Origin of the sequence: Streptomyces noursei ATCC 11455 (assembly GCF_001704275.1) — a bacterium.
GTDB classification, from domain to species: domain Bacteria; phylum Actinomycetota; class Actinomycetes; order Streptomycetales; family Streptomycetaceae; genus Streptomyces; species Streptomyces noursei.
The window spans coordinates 5,021,636-5,037,235 of record NZ_CP011533.1; the positions used below are offsets into that span (position 1 = coordinate 5,021,636).

Sequence of the window (15,600 nt, forward strand, 5' to 3'; positions counted from 1 at the left end):
AGAGGCGGTTGGGGCGCCGCCGTCCACGAGGTGGTCACCGCCCCGCCGCCAGCGTGCCGGGCAGCGCGGCCGACGCCGCGTCAGCGGGCCTGCGCTGTCCGGGAACTGACGTAATGGATGACTGATTCCGCGACCCGGAACTCTCCGGGGTTATCGATCGTAAAGAAAGGAGAAAAACCGCAGAGAGCGACGACAGGACCCGCACGATCCCCCGTCCCCGATTCCCAAGGAGACCGTGTGATACCCGCCGTACGAGCCATCGCGCGCGCCGCCATGGCCGCCCGCCCCGTCCCGCTGGCCGAGGTCCAGGCCCGCGCCGAACTCCTCGCCCGCTTCAGTACCACCTACCTCGTCCCGGTCGACGTCTTCGCCGCCTTCGCGGCCGAACTCACCGACCGTCGCCGCCCCGGCGGCCCGTTCGCGGCGCTGTGCATCAACGGCCGCCGCTGGTTCCGCTATCAGTCCGTCTACTACGACACCCCCGACCTGCGCTCTTTCCACGACCACCGGCGGAACAACCTGCTCCGCTTCAAGATCCGCGAGCGGCTCTACGCGGACACCGGTGAGCGGCAGTTCGAGGTCAAGCTCAAGGGGGAGCACGGCCGGACGGTCAAGCACCGCCGTCCGCTGATGCCCGGCGACCCGGCCCTCGGCCCGGCCCCACGCGACTTCCTCGCCGCCGTGCTCGACCGCTCCTACGGCATCGAGGCACCCACCGAACTGGGCCGCTCCATCGAGACCGACTACCAACGGGCCACCTTCGTCGCCGACGGCCAGCGCGTCACCTGCGACGCCGCGCTGGTCTGCCGCGACCTGGAGACCGGCCGCACCGTGCGGGCCGACGGCGGCCTGGTCGTCGTCGAGACCAAGACCTCCGGCCGGCTCACCGAGGCCGACCGGCTGCTGACCGGATACGGCGTCCAGGCCGCGGACTTCACCAAGTACTGCGGCGGGCTGTCGGCGCTCCGCCCCCACCTGTACGCCAACCACTGGCGCGGCCCGGTCCGGACCGCCTTCCCCGCCGCCACGGCGGCCTGAGGCCGTGCGCGGGGCGGCGGCACGCACGGGGCGCCGCGGATCCTGACGATGCCCGGGGGCAGTCACCCCACCCCCGGGCATCCCTGGAGTTTCCTACAGGACCGTAGACATTCTGTCCGCGCGCGTGGTGAGCGCCATACACAGTGTCGGTACCGGCCGACGGACCGTGATCCCTAGGCTGGGGGCCGTTCGCCGCTCTGTCCGGCGGCGGAACCGAGCGACCGATCCGAGGTACTGACCGTGACCACGACGCACCCCGACCCCGCAGCAAACGACAACAGCGGCGCGAAGCCCTTCCCGGGAAAGGCGGTGGCGGGCGACGGGCGGGCAGTGAAGGCCGCCGACCGCGCGCACGTCTTCCACTCCTGGTCCGCCCAGGGCCTGATCGACCCGCTGCCGATCGCCGGTGCCGAGGGTTCGTACTTCTGGGACTACGACGGCAACCGCTACCTCGACTTCTCCTCCCAGCTGGTCAACACCAACATCGGCCACCAGCACCCCAAGGTCGTCGCGGCCATCCAGGAGCAGGCCGGCAAGCTGTGCACGCTCGCCCCGGGCTTCGCCGTGGACGTCCGCTCCGAGGCCGCCCGGCTGATCGCCGAGCGCACCCCCGGCGACCTCGACAAGATCTTCTTCACCAACGGCGGCGCCGAGGCGGTGGAGAACGCGGTCCGGATGGCCCGGCTGCACACCGGCCGCCCCAAGGTGCTGTCCACCTACCGCTCGTACCACGGCGCCACCGCCGCCGCGATCAACCTCACCGGTGACCCGCGTCGCTGGCCCTCCGACAACGCCTCGGCCGGCGTCGTCCACTTCTGGGGCCCGTTCCTCTACCGCTCGCCGTTCCACGCCGAGAACGAGGCCCAGGAGTGCGAGCGCGCCCTGGCCCACCTGGAACAGACCATCGCTTTCGAGGGTCCCCAGTCGATCGCGGCGATCATCCTGGAGACCATCCCCGGCACCGCCGGCATCATGACCCCGCCGCCCGGCTACCTCGCCGGCGTCCGCGAGATCTGCGACCGCCACGGCATCGTCTTCATCCTCGACGAGGTGATGGCCGGCTTCGGCCGTACGGGCCACTGGTTCGCCGCCGACCACTTCGGCGTCACCCCCGACCTGCTGACCTTCGCCAAGGGCGTCAACTCCGGCTACGTCCCGCTCGGCGGCGTCGCCATCAGCGCCGAGATCGCCGCCACCTTCGACCAGCGCCCCTACCCCGGCGGCCTCACCTACTCCGGCCACCCGCTGGCCTGCGCCTCCGCCGTCGCCACGATCAACGCGATGGCCGAGGAGCGGATCGTGGAGAACGCCGCGGAGATCGGCGAGAAGGTCATCGGCCCCGCGCTGCGCGAGATCGCCGACCGCCACCCCTCGGTCGGCGAGGTCCGCGGCCTGGGCGTCTTCTGGGCCCTGGACCTGGTCCGCAGCAAGGAGACCCGCGAGCCGCTGGTGCCCTACAACGCGGCCGGCGCCGACAACGCCCCGATGGCCGAGTTCGCCGCGGCCTGCAAGCGCGGTGGCCTGTGGCCGTTCGTGAACATGAATCGCACCCACGTCGTCCCGGCCTGCACCATCACCGAGGCCGAGGCCAAGGAGGGCCTGGCCGCCCTCGACGCGGCCCTGACCGTCGCCGACGCGCACACCGTCTGAGTCCGCCCGCCGGGCGACAGCTCCGCGCGGCCCCCACCCCTCGTGGGCGGGGGCCGCGCGGTTTCACGTGAAACGCTTCACGTGAAACCACGACAATCGCCTCGCCTATGGTGGGGAGGGCCGCTGCCACCGCGGTCGTGGACGTCGAAGGAGACGCACCGAATGGCCCCGGGCCCGGACAGCTCAGTGATACGGCGCAGCACCCTGCGCGAGCAGATCGCCGACGCGCTGCGCGACGAGATCCTGGCCGGCCGGCTGCCGTCCGGCCACCCCTTCACCGTCAAGGAGATCGCCGACCAGTACGGCGTCTCCGCGACGCCGGTGCGCGAGGCGCTGCTCGACCTGTGCGCCCAGGGCCTGCTCGACGTCGAACAGCACCGCGGCTTCAAGGTGCACGCCTACACCGCCGACGACTTCCGCGCCATGGTCGAGGCCCGCACCCTGATCATCGAGGGCATCTTCCGCAGCAACGCCGAACGGGCCCTGCTGGTCACCCCCGCCGAGGTGCTGATCTCCATCCGCCGTCGCGCCGAGGAGGCCGAACGCGCCGCCCGGGCCGGCGACCTGGACGTCCTCATCGGCTACGACCTGCGGTTCTGGCGCGAGCTGAGCGGCATCGTCCAGAACCCCTACATCAGCGACTTCCTGGACCGGATCCGCGTCCAGACCTGGATGTTCGCGGTGCCGCTGCTGCGTCGCGATCCGCGCCTGCGGGGCGGTCTGTGGCACGGCCACAGCGAATTGGCCGACGCCCTGCTGCGGCACGACCTGCCGGACGCCCAGCGGCTGATCGCGGAGTACAACGAGCACTCCCTTGCTCTCGTGGGAACGGCCGGCTAGCACTACGCTGTCCCGACCATCGGCCGTAATGGGCCGTACCCATGGCTGTACGTGCGCCGGTGCCCCATGCCCCCGACCGGAAGCGAGCCCTCACCCGTGGCATGTGATCTGTGGCTGGTACCCCTCGTCGACGTGCTGTGCCACAGCCCCGACAACCCGTTCTCCGAAGAGATCGCCGCCTACAACGACGCCCTGGTGGGCGCCGGCCTGCCGGAGATCCCGGTCTTCAGCTACATGCCGGGCCTGTCCGGCGACGTGGCGCCGGTCGCCGGCTTCGACTACGACGCGCTGCACTTCCTGCGCCGCGCCTACCTGCTGCGGCTGTGCGGTCTGGAGGTGACCCCGGTCGACGAACTCGGCGGCGACTACGAGCAGTTGCTGGAGATGTTCGAGACCACCGCGCAGCAGTCCCACCTGGTCTGGCACTACGACCACGCGGGCGCGTACGTCCCGGTCGACTTCCCGCACCCGCTCGCCACCGAGGAACTGCTGGCCGGCGGCGGCCCGCTGGGCTCCTCCCACGGACTGCTGCGGGACCTCGAACTGGTCGCCCCGGCGCTGGGCATCGACCCGGCCAACCCGCCGGCCGCCCCCGCGCCGCCGGCCGGCCCCACCTCCCTGGAGGAACGGGCCACCGCGGTTCCCCCGGACGACGGCCCGTTCGCCCGGGAACGGCACGTCTGGCTCGGACTGCACGCCGCCGCCACCCGGAGCCTGGGCCAGGGCTCCATGATCGTCTTCAGCTGAGCGCACCGGACCGGCGGGGCGCCCCGCCCCGGCCCCGCCGGGCACCCGGCCGGTCCGCGCTCAGCGCGGAGCCTCCGGCGGCCGCTGCCGCGGCATGTTCGGCCGTGTGCCGGGCGGTCGCAGGAACCGCCCCGAGTGCCCCGGGCCCTCCGGCCGCGCCCCTGCCCACGGCAGCACCGCATGCGTGGCCTGCGGCAGCGGGGCGGACCGGAACTCCACCATCCAGTCCGCCGTCTCCGTGCGGACCAACTCCCCGATGTCCTCGTTGAACCGCCGCAGCACGCCCAGGCAGCGCTCCGCCGCCTCGCTCGCGGTGCCCTCCGTCGGCCCCAGCACCTCCCGCACGCTCTCCGTCGCCCAGTCGAACTGCAGCGCCTCCAGCCGCCGGTGGATCGCCTGTGCGGTGGCCAGGTCCCGCATCCAGCCCGCGGTCACCCCGAAGTACCGGTCGCAGCCCACGCACACGGCCGCCAGCAGCAGCGTCAGCGCGCCCCAGGGCGCCCCGTGCTCCCAGACGCCGGCGAGGTCGAGCAACGGCAGCGCGCCGCCCGCGGTCACCCCGGCGGCGGCCCCCAGCCGCAGCGCCCGCGCCCCGCGGCGCTTGGTCAGCCGGTCGCGCAGGTACCAGTCGGCGGTGCGCAGCGCACCCTCCTCGCTCCACAGGTACAGCGCGTCCAGCCGGTTGCCCGGTTCCCCCCAGTCGCCGTGCGGGAACGCCCGCCCCACGAGGTCGCCGCGACCCCGGAGCGGGCCGGCGGGGCGCCGCCCCGGCCGGCCCTGGTTCCGGTGGCGGTCCGGGGACCGCCCGCGACCCCGGTCGGGCCCGCCCTCGCCCCAAGGGGGCCCCTCGGGCTGCATCTCCGGCTGACTCACCCGTGCGCTCCCTCGTACGCGGATCCGTGGGGTGCGCGCATGGCCTACCCAAGATCCGCGCACCGCTCCTTTCCTACCGCCGAACGGCTGGCCTCTGTCCCAAGATCGCCCGGTTTCCGCCCGGAAGTGGTGCGGGATCCGGTATAGGACGTTCGCGGATCTCACCCGAAAGAGTTGCCGCGGTGCCGGTGTACGCCGGGGGACGCCGCCGGCACCGGCGGTTTCCGGCCCGGGACCGCCCTTGTGCGATCGGGGCACGCCCGGCGGTCGGCCGGTTGGTGCGTTCGTCTAGGCTGCACTCCGTGAAGGTCCTCGTCATCGGCGGCGGCGCCCGCGAACACGCCCTGTGCCGCTCTCTGTCCCTCGACCCCGACGTCACCGCGCTGCACTGCGCCCCCGGCAACGCCGGCATCGGCGAGGTGGCCGAACTGCACGGGGTCGACGCCCTCGACGGCCGGGCGGTGGCCGACCTCGCCGTCGAGCTGGCGGCCGACCTCGTCGTCGTCGGCCCCGAGGCCCCGCTGGTGGCGGGCGTCGCGGACGCGGTGCGCGAGCGCGGCATCCCGGTCTTCGGCCCCTCGGCGCGGGCCGCCGAGCTGGAGGGCTCCAAGGCGTTCGCCAAGGACGTGATGGCCGCCGCGGGCGTGCCGACCGCCCGCAGCTACGTCTGCACCACCCCGGAGGAGATCGACTACGCCCTGGACGCCTTCGGTGCCCCGTACGTCGTCAAGGACGACGGCCTGGCGGCCGGCAAGGGCGTCGTCGTCACCGAGGACGTCGCGGCCGCCCGCGCCCATGCGCTCAGCTGCGACCGCGTCGTGATCGAGGAGTTCCTCGACGGGCCGGAGGTCTCGCTCTTCGCCGTCACCGACGGCGAGACCGTCGTCCCGCTCCAGCCCGCCCAGGACTTCAAACGCGCCCACGACGGCGACGCCGGCCCCAACACCGGTGGCATGGGTGCCTACAGCCCGTTGCCCTGGGCCGACCCCAAGCTGGTCGACGAGGTGCTGCAGACCGTCCTGCAGCCCACCGTCGACGAGCTGCGGCGCCGCGGCACCCCCTTCTCGGGGCTGCTCTACGCGGGCCTGGCGATCACCTCCCGCGGGATCCGCGTGATCGAGTTCAACGCGCGCTTCGGCGACCCGGAGACCCAGGTCGTGCTGGCCCGTCTGAAGACCCCGCTGTCCGGCCTGCTGCACGCCGCCGCCACCGGCACCCTCGCCGCCGTCCCGCCGCTGCGCTGGCGCGACGGCGCCGCGGTCACCGTCGTCATCGCCTCCCACAACTACCCGGGCACCCCGCGCACCGGCGACCCGATCGAGGGCCTGGCGGAGGTCGCGGAGCAGGACGCCCCCGACGCCTACGTGCTGCACGCCGGGACCCGGCGCGACGCGTCCGGCGCGGTGCTCAGCGCGGGCGGCCGGGTGCTGTCCGTCACGGCCACCGGCGCCGACCTGGCCACCGCCCGGGAGCGCGCCTACCGCGCGGTCGGCCGGATCTCCCTGGACGGTTCGCACCACCGCACCGACATCGCCGCGAAGGCGGCGGCGGGGGAGTAGCGCGGGGCGGTGCCCGACCGCTCCCTGCCGCTCGCCGGCCGCTGCCGCGACAACCACGACATCTGAGGCATATGTCATTTCCCCGGCATATGCCTCAGGTGCGTCATGGGCCTTTCCGTCCGCCGGAAGCGGCCCAGACCCGCCCGCCGTCGGTTCACGGCTTTACCCAAAGCCATTCCATCGAGTGACCATGCGGGTATCCAGCTGACGAACCCCGCACCCCCAACTATGGTGCCGCGCAAGCGTCCTGCGGTCGCGGTGCCGGAATCCGGGGTCCGCCACCCCGGCCGCGTCCGGCAACTGGCCCACCGACATTGCGATGTCAGTGGCCGGTGCCACAGTGGTGGGGAGCGGGCACGCTCTCCCGCCCGCACACCGCACGACCGTCGTTCGTCCGTCCGTCCCGCGTTCTTCCGTCCCGTTCCGTCAGGACCGCAGGGGGTGTACAGGCTCGTGGCAAGTCCGGAAACAGGCGTCCTGGTGGCGCGTGCCCGCGCCCTCGCGGTGCTCCGCGTCCGCGGTGCGGCGCTGGCGGTGGCCCTGCTGCCGGCCGCGGCCGCCGTGGTGCTCCTCGTGGGCGGCGCCACCGGCCGGCTCGGCACCGAGGGCGGCTGGGCGGTCGCCCGCTGGGCGGTCGGCGGGCTCACCGTGCTCAGCCTCGTGCTGGCCGCCCTGGTCTCCGTCGTCGTCGCCCGCGCCCGCCCCGCGCTCAGCCCCTCCGTGCCGATCGCCGAGGACGCCGCCCCGGACCTCTACCGCCTGGTCCGCGATCTGGCCGACCGCCTCGACGTCCCGGCCCCCTCGGCGATAGCGCTCACCCCGGACTGCGACAGCTGGCTGGAGGACCGCACGCACCGCGCCCACGGCCCGCCGCGGGCCGGCCGCCGGTCGCCCGAGGCCCCGGTCCTGGTCATCGGTTCGCCGTTCCTGTGGTGGATGCGGGTCGCCGAGCTGCGCGCCCTGCTCGCCCCCGTCGTCGCCGGCACCGGCCCGTCCGCGCACCCGGACATAGCGGCCGCCCGCCGCTTCATCCGCGGGCTGGACGCGGCCGCCGGGGTCGCCGCCCGCGCCCGGGGCCCGCTGCGCACCCTCCCCCTCCGCTTCGTCGGCCGGGTCGCCCGGCTGCTGTTGCGCGCCGCCCGCGAGCACGCCACGCTCATGGAGCGCGGGGTCGCCGCCGCCGCCTCCGAGCGCGCCCAGGGCGTCGACTACGGCCTGCGGATCGTCGCCCAGGAGCAGGTCGGCCTGGCATACGCGGGCTGGGACCGCCTGCTGACCAGGGTCGCGCTGCCCGCCTGGCGGCTGGGCCGCTGGCCCTCCCGGCTGGACGCCGGCGTGGTCTCCGCGCTCACCGAGCTCTCCCGCCGGGACCGCCTCGCCGAGGGGTTCGCCTCCCGCCTCGGCGAGCGGCCCGCCTGCGACCTCCTTGAGGAGCCCGGCACCATCGACCGCGCCGCCTCCCTGCTGGCCGCCCGGCTCTTCCACGGCGGCCCGGCCGAGCCCGGCCCGGACTGGTCGCCGGTCGGCTGGCAGCAGTACCCACAGGAGATCGTGGACCGGAAGTGGCGCCTGGAGGCCGCCCGGCTGCACCGCGTCCTCGACGCCCTCCCGCCGACCGGCGCCGCCGACCTCGCCCCGGAGGCCCCGGACGCGTCCCGTGCGCCGGACCGCCCCGCCGCCCCCGCCGATGCCCCGAGCGCCGCCCCGGCCCCCGCCCCCGCGCCGCCCCTCACCTACGCCGGCGCCCGTGCCCGTACGCCGGCCGCCCACCACCCCGCGGGCCTTCCCCGGGCGCTCGACGCCGCCCCCGGGCTCTCCGCCGCCCCGGGCGCTCCGCTCCGTTCGCACGCCGACGACCCCGAGGCGCAGGCCGGCTCCCCGCTCGCCGACGAGCCACCCGTCTCCCCCGTCCCGCCCGTCGCCCCGACCCTGGCCCGGGTCATCGACCGGCTGGCCCGCGACACCGACGCCGGCGATCTGCTCGCCGCCCGGCTCGGCGCCGAGGTCGCCCGCGAGGAGCGCGAGGAGGCCGCCCGCCAGGCCGCCCGGGACAGCGCGACGAGGACCGCCGGCAGCGGCACCGGCGGCACCGACATCGCCTGGGGCGACGGCCTGGCCGACGGCGGCCTCCCGCTCTTCCCCCTGCAACCGCCCCGCACGGCCCGCGAACTCCTCGCCGACCACGTCACGGCGATGGTCTGCTGCGCCGCGGTGGACACCGCCGGTGCCGCCCCCGGCCTGGACTGGCTCGACGGCCCGGCCCTCCTCGTGGACGGCGCCCGCCGCGCGGACCTGGGCCGCCCCGTCCTCAGCCTGGTCGACGACGGCGACGCCGAACCGCTCCGCGGCTGGCTGCACCGCGTCGGTGTCCGCCCGGAGAAGCCGGTCCGGCTGGCCTGAGCCCGGGGACCGGCGACCGCCGACGCCGGCTGAATGTTCCCTTCCAGTTCGCGCTTCGGGGCAAGGGCACCTAAATTCACGACGAAGGGTGACGAAGTGAGTGCGTAATGTGATGTGCTGGGGGATGGGTAAGGCCCGGTCGGCCGCGGCCATGGGGGACGCGGGAGGGGAGTGGAAGGTGGCGACGGAACAGATCAGGCGCTGGGAATCGGGCGCCCTCGCCCACGCGGTCACGGACCCGTTCGGGCAGGGCCCGCTGCCCTGGCTGCGCGGCAGCGAGACCTACTTCGACTCCGGCCGGATCATCCCCTGGTACGTCGATCCCGCGATCGCCCACGGCGACCTGCGGCTGCCCGCGCCCCGCAAGCACAACGGCCCGCGCACCGCCGACGACGTCCACCGCCAGATCAAGGGCTTCGCCGTCCCCGGCGCGGTGGCCCCCGGCGAGGCCATCGACTTCCGGGTCTCGGTCGACCCGCCGCAGCCCTTCAGCATCGACGTCTACCGCATCGGCCACTACGCCGGCGCCGGCGCCGCCAAGATCACCACCAGCCCCCGCCTCGCCGGCATCGTCCAGCCCGCCCCGCTGCTCGTCGGCCGCACCGTCTCCTGCCACCACTGGTGGCTGTCCTGGCGCCTCCAGGTCCCCACGTACTGGCAACTCGGCGCCTACGTGGCCGTCCTGACCACCGCCGACGGCCGGTACCGCTCCCACATCCCCTTCACGGTCCGCGACGGCCAGCCCGCCGACCTCCTGCTGCTGCTCCCCGACATCACCTGGCAGGCGTACAACCTCTACCCCGAGGACGGCCGTACCGGCGCCAGCCTCTACCACGCCTGGGACGAGAAGGGCGCCCTCCTCGGCGAGCGGGACGCCGCCACCACCGTCTCCTTCGACCGCCCCTACGCCGGCGCCGGCCTCCCCCTCCACGTCGGCCACGCCTACGACTTCATCCGCTGGGCCGAGCGCTACGGCTACGACCTCGCCTACGCCGACGCCCGCGACCTGCACGCCGGCCGGGTGGACGCCACCCGCTACCGCGGCCTGGTCTTCCCCGGCCACGACGAGTACTGGTCGGTGCCCATGCGCCGCACGGTCGAGGCCGCCCGGGACAGCGGCACCTCCCTGGTCTTCCTCTCCGCCAACACCCTGTACTGGCAGGTGGAGCTCTCCCCGTCGCCGGCCGGCCCCGACTCCCTGCTCACCTGTCGCAAACGCCAGGGACCCGGCCGTCCGGCCCTCTGGCGCGAACTCGGCAGCCCCGAGCAGCGGCTGATGGGCATCCAGTACGCCGGCCGGGTCCCCGAGCCCGCCCCCCTGGTCGTGCGCAACGCCGACCACTGGCTCTGGGAGGCCACCGGCGCCCACGAGGGCGACGAGCTCCCCGGCCTGGTCGCCGGCGAGGCCGACCGCTACTTCCCGCGCACCAGCCTCCCCGCGCACACCCGCCGCATCCTGCTCTCCCACTCCCCGTACCGCGACGGCGAGGGCGCCCGCCGCCACCAGGAGACCTCCCTGTACCGCGCGCCCAGCGGCGCCCTGGTCTTCTCCTCCGGCACCTTCGCCTGGTCGCCCGCCCTGGACCGCCCCGGCCACATCGACCAACGCGTCCAGCGCGCCACGGCCAACCTCCTCGACCGGATCTGCAAACGCGACTGAGCCCCGGCCGGCAAGCCCGCGTGCCGCGCTCCCGCCCGGGGCTTGCGCTACCGCGCCGCGTACTCCCCCAACTCCCGTGCCAGCGCCACCGTCAGCGCCCGGAAGATCCGCACCTCCGGATGGGGGTCCCCGGCCCGCGTCGCCAGCACGCTCTGCGCGCGCGGCGCGTCCAGCACCGGCACGAACACCGTCCCCGGCCAGAGGTAGTACCGGGCGAAGGACTTCAACCCGGAGCCCGCCCCGCGCCCCGCCGCCACGCTCGTCAGCACGTCGTGCGGGTTCAGCGCGTAGTCCGGCGCCCGCCGCTCCCCCTCCCGGAAGTAGAGGTAGTCGACGAACGGCCGCGGGGTGCGTGCCGGCAGTCGCAGGAACGGCAGGTCGATGATGTCCGCGGTCCGCACCCCCTCCCGCGCCGCGTCCGCCAGCGGCGACTGCGTGGAGACCGCCACGATCCGCTGCTCGGTCGTCAGGACGTCCACCTCGATGCCCTCGGCCCGCACCAGGGGCCGGACGAACGCCACGTCCACCCGGTCCTCGCGCAGCGCGCTGCAGTGCTCGGTGAAGTTCAGCTGCACCAGCGACACCGGCACGTCCGGCCGGGCCCGGCGGAAGGCGTTCACCGCGGCCGGGGTCACCTCCGCCGACCCGTGGCCCATCACCCCGACCCGCAGCCCGTGCCCCGGCGACGGCCGGCCCCGGACGGCCTCGGCCACGTCCGCCGCCGCGGCGTTCGCGGCGGCCAGCAGCGTCCGGGCGTGCGACACCAGGCGCTGTCCGGCGACGGTCGGCACCACCGGGCCCCGGCCGCGGTCCAGCAGCCGCGTCCCGAACTCCCGCTCCAGTTGCTGCACATGCTGGGTGACGGCGGCCGGCGACAGGAACAATCGGGCCGCGGCCCGCCCGAAGTGCTGCTCCTCGACCACCGCCAGGAAGGAAGACAGCCGGCGCAGATCCATACCGGCCACGATAGGCCGGGTTCGAAGCTCCGTTCTCGGGTCGTTCACATTTCCTGAACGCGGGCGGCGAGCCCGCCCGCCCGCGCCGTACAACGTCCTCCATGTCCGTGTCACACACCTCGACGGCCCGGGTCGGCGAACCGGTCGCCACCGCGGCCCCCGCCCCCCGCCACTGGCTGCGCGCCGGCTGGCTGATGACCGCCTCCGGGTGGAGCGCCAACCAGTACTCCTCCCTGCTCGGCGCCTACCGCGCCCACCTCGGTCTGACCGCCGCCACCACCACCGCCCTCTTCGCCGTCTACGTCCTCGGCCTGATCCCCGCCCTCCTGGTGGGCGGCCCGCTCGCCGACCGCCACGGCCGCCGGCGGGTCGCCCGCACCGCCCTGGGCCTCTCGGCCCTGGCGACCTGCCTGCTGATGGCCGGCCCGGCCGTCCCCGCGCTGCTGTGGCCCGGCCGCTTCCTCACCGGCGTCGGCGCGGGCACCCTGCTCACCGCCGGCAGCGTCTGGATCAAGGAACTCTCCACCCCGCCGCACGGCACGGCCCCCAGCCCCGGCGCCGCGGCCCGCCGCTCCGGCCTCTTCCTCTCCGCGGGCTTCGCCACGGGCGGCCTGGCCGCCTCCCTGATCGCCCAGTGGGCCCCGCTCCCGATGGTCCTGGCCTACGTCCCGCACCTGGTGCTGTCCGCCGCCGCGGCACTGAGCGCCGCCCGCACCCCCGAGACCGCCCCGCCCCGGGGCCCGCACACCGCGGTCGCCGAGCCCGCCGCCCCCGCCCACCGCGCCGCCTTCCGCCGCCTGGTCGTCCCGGTGGCCCCCTGGGTCTTCGCCGGCCCCTCCATAGCCTTCGCCGTCCTCCCCGCCCTCGTCGACGGCCGCCTGCACGGCTGGGGGACCGTCTACGCCGGGATCGTCACCGCCGTCACCCCCGGCGCCGGCCTCCTCGTCGCCCCGCTCGCCCGCCGGCTGAGCGCCCGGCACCGGCTCGCCACCGCCGCCACCGGCCTGCTCGTCACCGCCGTCGGCCTGCTGGTCGGCGCCCTGGCGGTGGCCCACGCGCAGCCGGTGGTGGCCCTGTTCGCCGCCGCCCTGCTCGGCGCCGGCTACGGCCTGTGCGTGGCCTACGGCCTGACCGAGGTCGCCGCCCTGGCGTCCCCGCACCACCTGGCCCGCCTCACCGCGCGCTTCTGGGCCCTGTGCTACCTGGGCTTCCTCGCCCCGTACGGGGTGACCCTGCTCACCGGCGCGTTCGCCCCCTCGACGATCCTCACCGGCGTCGCCGCCCTGGCCCTGCTCGCCCTCGCCGTGCTCCTCCGCCCCGGAGCCCGGTCCTCCGCTTGACCCTCCCGGGGCGTGCGCACGGCCCCCCGACAGCGACCCTGCGGCAGAGCCGCCCCGGTGCATACGGGAGAATCACCAGGACTCCTGGATCAACCTACGCGGAGGCAGCGTGTCCGGATTCGTAGAAAAGCCCGAGCCCGTGCAGGTCCCGGGGCTCACCCACCTGCACACCGGCAAGGTGCGCGACCTCTACCAGAACGCCGCCGGCGACCTGGTCATGGTCGCCAGCGACCGCATGTCCGCCTACGACTGGGTGCTCCCCACCGAGATCCCCGACAAGGGCCGGGTGCTGACCCAGCTGTCCCTGTGGTGGTTCGACCAGCTCTCCGACCTGGTCCCGCACCACGTCCTGTCCACCGAGGTCCCCGAGGGCGCCCCCGCCGACTGGGCCGGCCGCACCCTCGTCTGCCACTCCCTGGCCATGGTCCCGGTGGAGTGCGTCGCCCGCGGCTACCTCACCGGCTCCGGCCTCGCCGAGTACCGGGAGTCCCGCACGGTCTGCGGACTGGCGCTCCCCGAGGGCCTGACCGACGGCTCCGAACTCCCCGCCCCGATCTTCACCCCGGCCACCAAGGCCGCGGTCGGCGACCACGACGAGAACGTCTCCTACGAGGAGGCCGCCCGCCAGGTCGGCGCCGACACCGCCGCCCAGCTCCGCCGGCTGACCCTCGCGGTCTACGGCCGGGCCCGCGACATCGCCCGCGAGCGCGGCCTGATCCTCGCCGACACCAAGTTCGAGTTCGGCTTCCACGGGGAGCGGCTCACCCTGGCCGACGAGGTCCTCACCCCCGACTCCTCGCGCTTCTGGCCCGCCGACCAGTGGCAGCCGGGCCGCCCCCAGCCCTCCTTCGACAAGCAGTTCGTCCGCGACTGGCTGACCTCGCCCGCCGCCGACTGGGACCGCACCGGCGAGCTTCCCCCGCCGCCCCTCCCGCAGGAGATCGTCGACCGCACCCGCGCCAAGTACCTGGAGGCGTACGAACGCCTCACCGGCCGATCCTGGGTCTAGGGCCCGTCCGACACCCCGGTGCCGGCGCCGCCCGCCGGCACCGGCCCATAAAGAAGGCCCCGGTCACGAGGACCGGGGCCTTTTCTCTGAGCGGACGACGAGGCTCGAACTCGCGACCTCAACCTTGGCAAGGTTGCGCTCTACCAACTGAGCTACGTCCGCATGCGCCGTGCCTGGCTTCCGTTCCGGTCGCCGCCGCGCGGTGCGAGCCCTACTATAGCCAACTTCCGGCCCGCCGTTGCGCGCCTTCGCGTTCCGGCCCCCGCCGTCGCTCCCGGGGCCCGTACCCGCCCGGCGCTCCGCCCCCGCCGCACCCCGCGCCCCGGTCCCGCCGGACGTCGCGCAACTCCCGGTCGGCACGGCACCGTTCGACCGGCGCGTCGCGCCCCCGCCCGGCCTTCCGTCCCCGGGGCCCGCGCCCGCGCCCGGCCCCGGCGCCCACCCGGCAATGTGTCGACCGCCACATGCCGTGCCATCGCCCGTCCGACCGTGCGCGCCGCCACTCCGCGATTTCCCGGGGAAAGTTCAGGGGGGGCGATCGCCGGCCGGTGCCGATCGTGATCCCCGGAGTCGTCCGGCTTTTCGGCCGGGAAAACGACAAAGGCCCCGATCTCAAGGACCGGGGCCTTTTCTCTGAGCGGACGACGAGGCTCGAACTCGCGACCTCAACCTTGGCAAGGTTGCGCTCTACCAACTGAGCTACGTCCGCAGGCATCCACTCGGCTTTCACCCAGTGGCGCGACAGCTACTCTACCTGATCCTTTGGACCGGCTGAACTGTCAGAGCGGGTGACAGGGATTGCACACTGCGCCTCCCCCTTGGAAAGGGGGCGCTCTACTACTGAGCTACACCCGCGTGACTCCTCGGGGCCCGGCCTCTCGGCCTCGCCCCTCGGCGTGCTCCAGACTCTAGCTGATCAGTAGGGGTGCTGTGCAAGTCGGCGGTGTGCGGACCCGCGGACGGTGCGAAGTCGGTTAGTGGTTGGCCGCGTTGAAGGCTTCGTAGACCTTCTTGGGGATGCGACCGCGCGGCGGGACGTCCATCTGGTGGGAGCGGGCCCAGGCGCGCACCGCTGCCGGGTCGGGGGTCACCGCGGTCCGATGGAAGGTCTTGCCGGACTTCGCCCGCTTGCGGCCGGCCTCCACGTACGGAGCGAGGGCGCCGCGCAGTTTCTTCGCATTGGCGGGATTGAGGTCGATCTCGTACGACTTCCCGTCCAAACCGAAGATGACCGTCTCTGCGGCTTCTCCTCCGTCGATGTCATCGGAGAGCGTTACTACTACGCGCTGCGCCACGGATATCGGTCCTTTCGTGGAGCAACCCCTTGTTGACATGGGGTGATGCTCCGGATCCGGCTGATTGGGATCAATGCTTTTTCATTTGTACAGCGATGGGCATTGCATTGTGAAGCCCATTTAATTTTGTCAGCGTGTCCTGTCGCAATCCGGCCCCCCGTTCTTTTCGGAGATTTTTCCTTGCGGGCACTCCTGGCGATACCGGCTCGTGATCGGGTGCACCGTATATCTAT

General features: G+C 74.1%; 12 protein-coding genes and 3 tRNA genes. 9 read left to right on the plus strand and 6 right to left on the minus strand.

All coding sequences use genetic code 11. The features are described 5' to 3' along the window. Window positions 1-237: 237 nt before the first annotated feature. From SNOUR_RS21245 to SNOUR_RS21260, 4 genes are all read left to right on the plus strand, one after another. Window positions 238-1,038, plus strand: coding sequence for a polyphosphate polymerase domain-containing protein (locus tag SNOUR_RS21245; protein ID WP_067349578.1), 801 nt, complete (start codon window positions 238-240; stop codon window positions 1,036-1,038). Between the two features lie 240 nt (window positions 1,039-1,278). Further along, window positions 1,279-2,688, plus strand: coding sequence for an aspartate aminotransferase family protein (locus SNOUR_RS21250; protein ID WP_372516329.1), 1,410 nt, complete (start codon window positions 1,279-1,281; stop codon window positions 2,686-2,688). Window positions 2,689-2,850: 162 nt separating this feature from the next. Further along, entirely contained in the window at window positions 2,851-3,528 is a 678-nt protein-coding gene (locus SNOUR_RS21255) for a GntR family transcriptional regulator (protein WP_067349581.1), read from the plus strand. A 96-nt stretch (window positions 3,529-3,624) separates the two neighbouring features. Then, entirely contained in the window at window positions 3,625-4,275 is a 651-nt protein-coding gene (locus tag SNOUR_RS21260) for a putative DNA-mimic protein (protein WP_067349584.1), read from the plus strand. 60 nt (window positions 4,276-4,335) lie between these two features. On the opposite strand, the gene SNOUR_RS21265 is transcribed toward SNOUR_RS21260, so the two are convergent. After that, complete coding sequence (locus tag SNOUR_RS21265) at window positions 4,336-5,148, minus strand: SLATT domain-containing protein (RefSeq protein ID WP_067349586.1); 813 nt, start codon at window positions 5,146-5,148, stop codon at window positions 4,336-4,338. Window positions 5,149-5,450: 302 nt separating this feature from the next. Between SNOUR_RS21265 and purD the strand changes: the two genes are divergently transcribed. The 3 genes from purD to SNOUR_RS21280 all read left to right on the plus strand — a co-directional run bounded on the left by purD (window position 5,451) and on the right by SNOUR_RS21280 (window position 10,767). Then, on the plus strand, window positions 5,451-6,707 hold the full coding sequence (gene purD, locus SNOUR_RS21270) for a phosphoribosylamine--glycine ligase (protein WP_067349588.1): 1,257 nt from the start codon (window positions 5,451-5,453) through the stop codon (window positions 6,705-6,707). 453 nt (window positions 6,708-7,160) lie between these two features. Further along, a complete protein-coding gene (locus SNOUR_RS21275) occupies window positions 7,161-9,107 on the plus strand; it encodes a hypothetical protein (protein WP_159425890.1) in 1,947 nt (648 codons plus the stop codon). A gap of 178 nt (window positions 9,108-9,285) precedes the next feature. Then, window positions 9,286-10,767, plus strand: a complete 1,482-nt coding sequence (locus SNOUR_RS21280; protein WP_079143501.1) for a N,N-dimethylformamidase beta subunit family domain-containing protein — start codon at window positions 9,286-9,288, stop codon at window positions 10,765-10,767. 47 nt (window positions 10,768-10,814) lie between these two features. On the opposite strand, the gene SNOUR_RS21285 is transcribed toward SNOUR_RS21280, so the two are convergent. After that, window positions 10,815-11,723, minus strand: a complete 909-nt coding sequence (locus tag SNOUR_RS21285; RefSeq protein ID WP_067349594.1) for a LysR family transcriptional regulator — start codon at window positions 11,721-11,723, stop codon at window positions 10,815-10,817. A gap of 101 nt (window positions 11,724-11,824) precedes the next feature. On the opposite strand from SNOUR_RS21285, the gene SNOUR_RS21290 reads away from it, so the two are divergent. Then, window positions 11,825-13,063, plus strand: coding sequence for an MFS transporter (locus tag SNOUR_RS21290; RefSeq protein ID WP_067349597.1), 1,239 nt, complete (start codon window positions 11,825-11,827; stop codon window positions 13,061-13,063). Window positions 13,064-13,172: 109 nt separating this feature from the next. Further along, window positions 13,173-14,072, plus strand: coding sequence for a phosphoribosylaminoimidazolesuccinocarboxamide synthase (locus SNOUR_RS21295; RefSeq protein ID WP_067349599.1), 900 nt, complete (start codon window positions 13,173-13,175; stop codon window positions 14,070-14,072). Window positions 14,073-14,161: 89 nt separating this feature from the next. Here SNOUR_RS21295 and SNOUR_RS21300 read toward each other — a convergent pair. The 4 genes from SNOUR_RS21300 to SNOUR_RS21315 all read right to left on the minus strand — a co-directional run bounded on the left by SNOUR_RS21300 (window position 14,162) and on the right by SNOUR_RS21315 (window position 15,367). Then, window positions 14,162-14,234: transfer RNA gene (locus tag SNOUR_RS21300), tRNA-Gly, on the minus strand. A 474-nt stretch (window positions 14,235-14,708) separates the two neighbouring features. Beyond that, window positions 14,709-14,781 (minus strand) — tRNA-Gly (locus SNOUR_RS21305). Between the two features lie 74 nt (window positions 14,782-14,855). Next, window positions 14,856-14,927 (minus strand) — tRNA-Gly (locus SNOUR_RS21310). Between the two features lie 119 nt (window positions 14,928-15,046). After that, window positions 15,047-15,367: a histone-like nucleoid-structuring protein Lsr2 gene (locus SNOUR_RS21315; RefSeq protein ID WP_039635016.1), complete on the minus strand. Its 321-nt coding sequence runs from the start codon at window positions 15,365-15,367 to the stop codon at window positions 15,047-15,049. Window positions 15,368-15,600: the final 233 nt, after the last annotated feature.

What these genes read in the sequence shown, in the direction of transcription:
- SNOUR_RS21255 (WP_067349581.1), top strand. Translation starts at nt 2,851, where the DNA reads ATGGCCCCGGGCCCGGACAGCTCAGTGATACGGCGCAGCACCCTGCGC.
- SNOUR_RS21285 (WP_067349594.1), bottom strand. Translation starts at nt 11,723, where the DNA reads ATGGATCTGCGCCGGCTGTCTTCCTTCCTGGCGGTGGTCGAGGAGCAG.
- SNOUR_RS21290 (WP_067349597.1), top strand. Translation starts at nt 11,825, where the DNA reads ATGTCCGTGTCACACACCTCGACGGCCCGGGTCGGCGAACCGGTCGCC.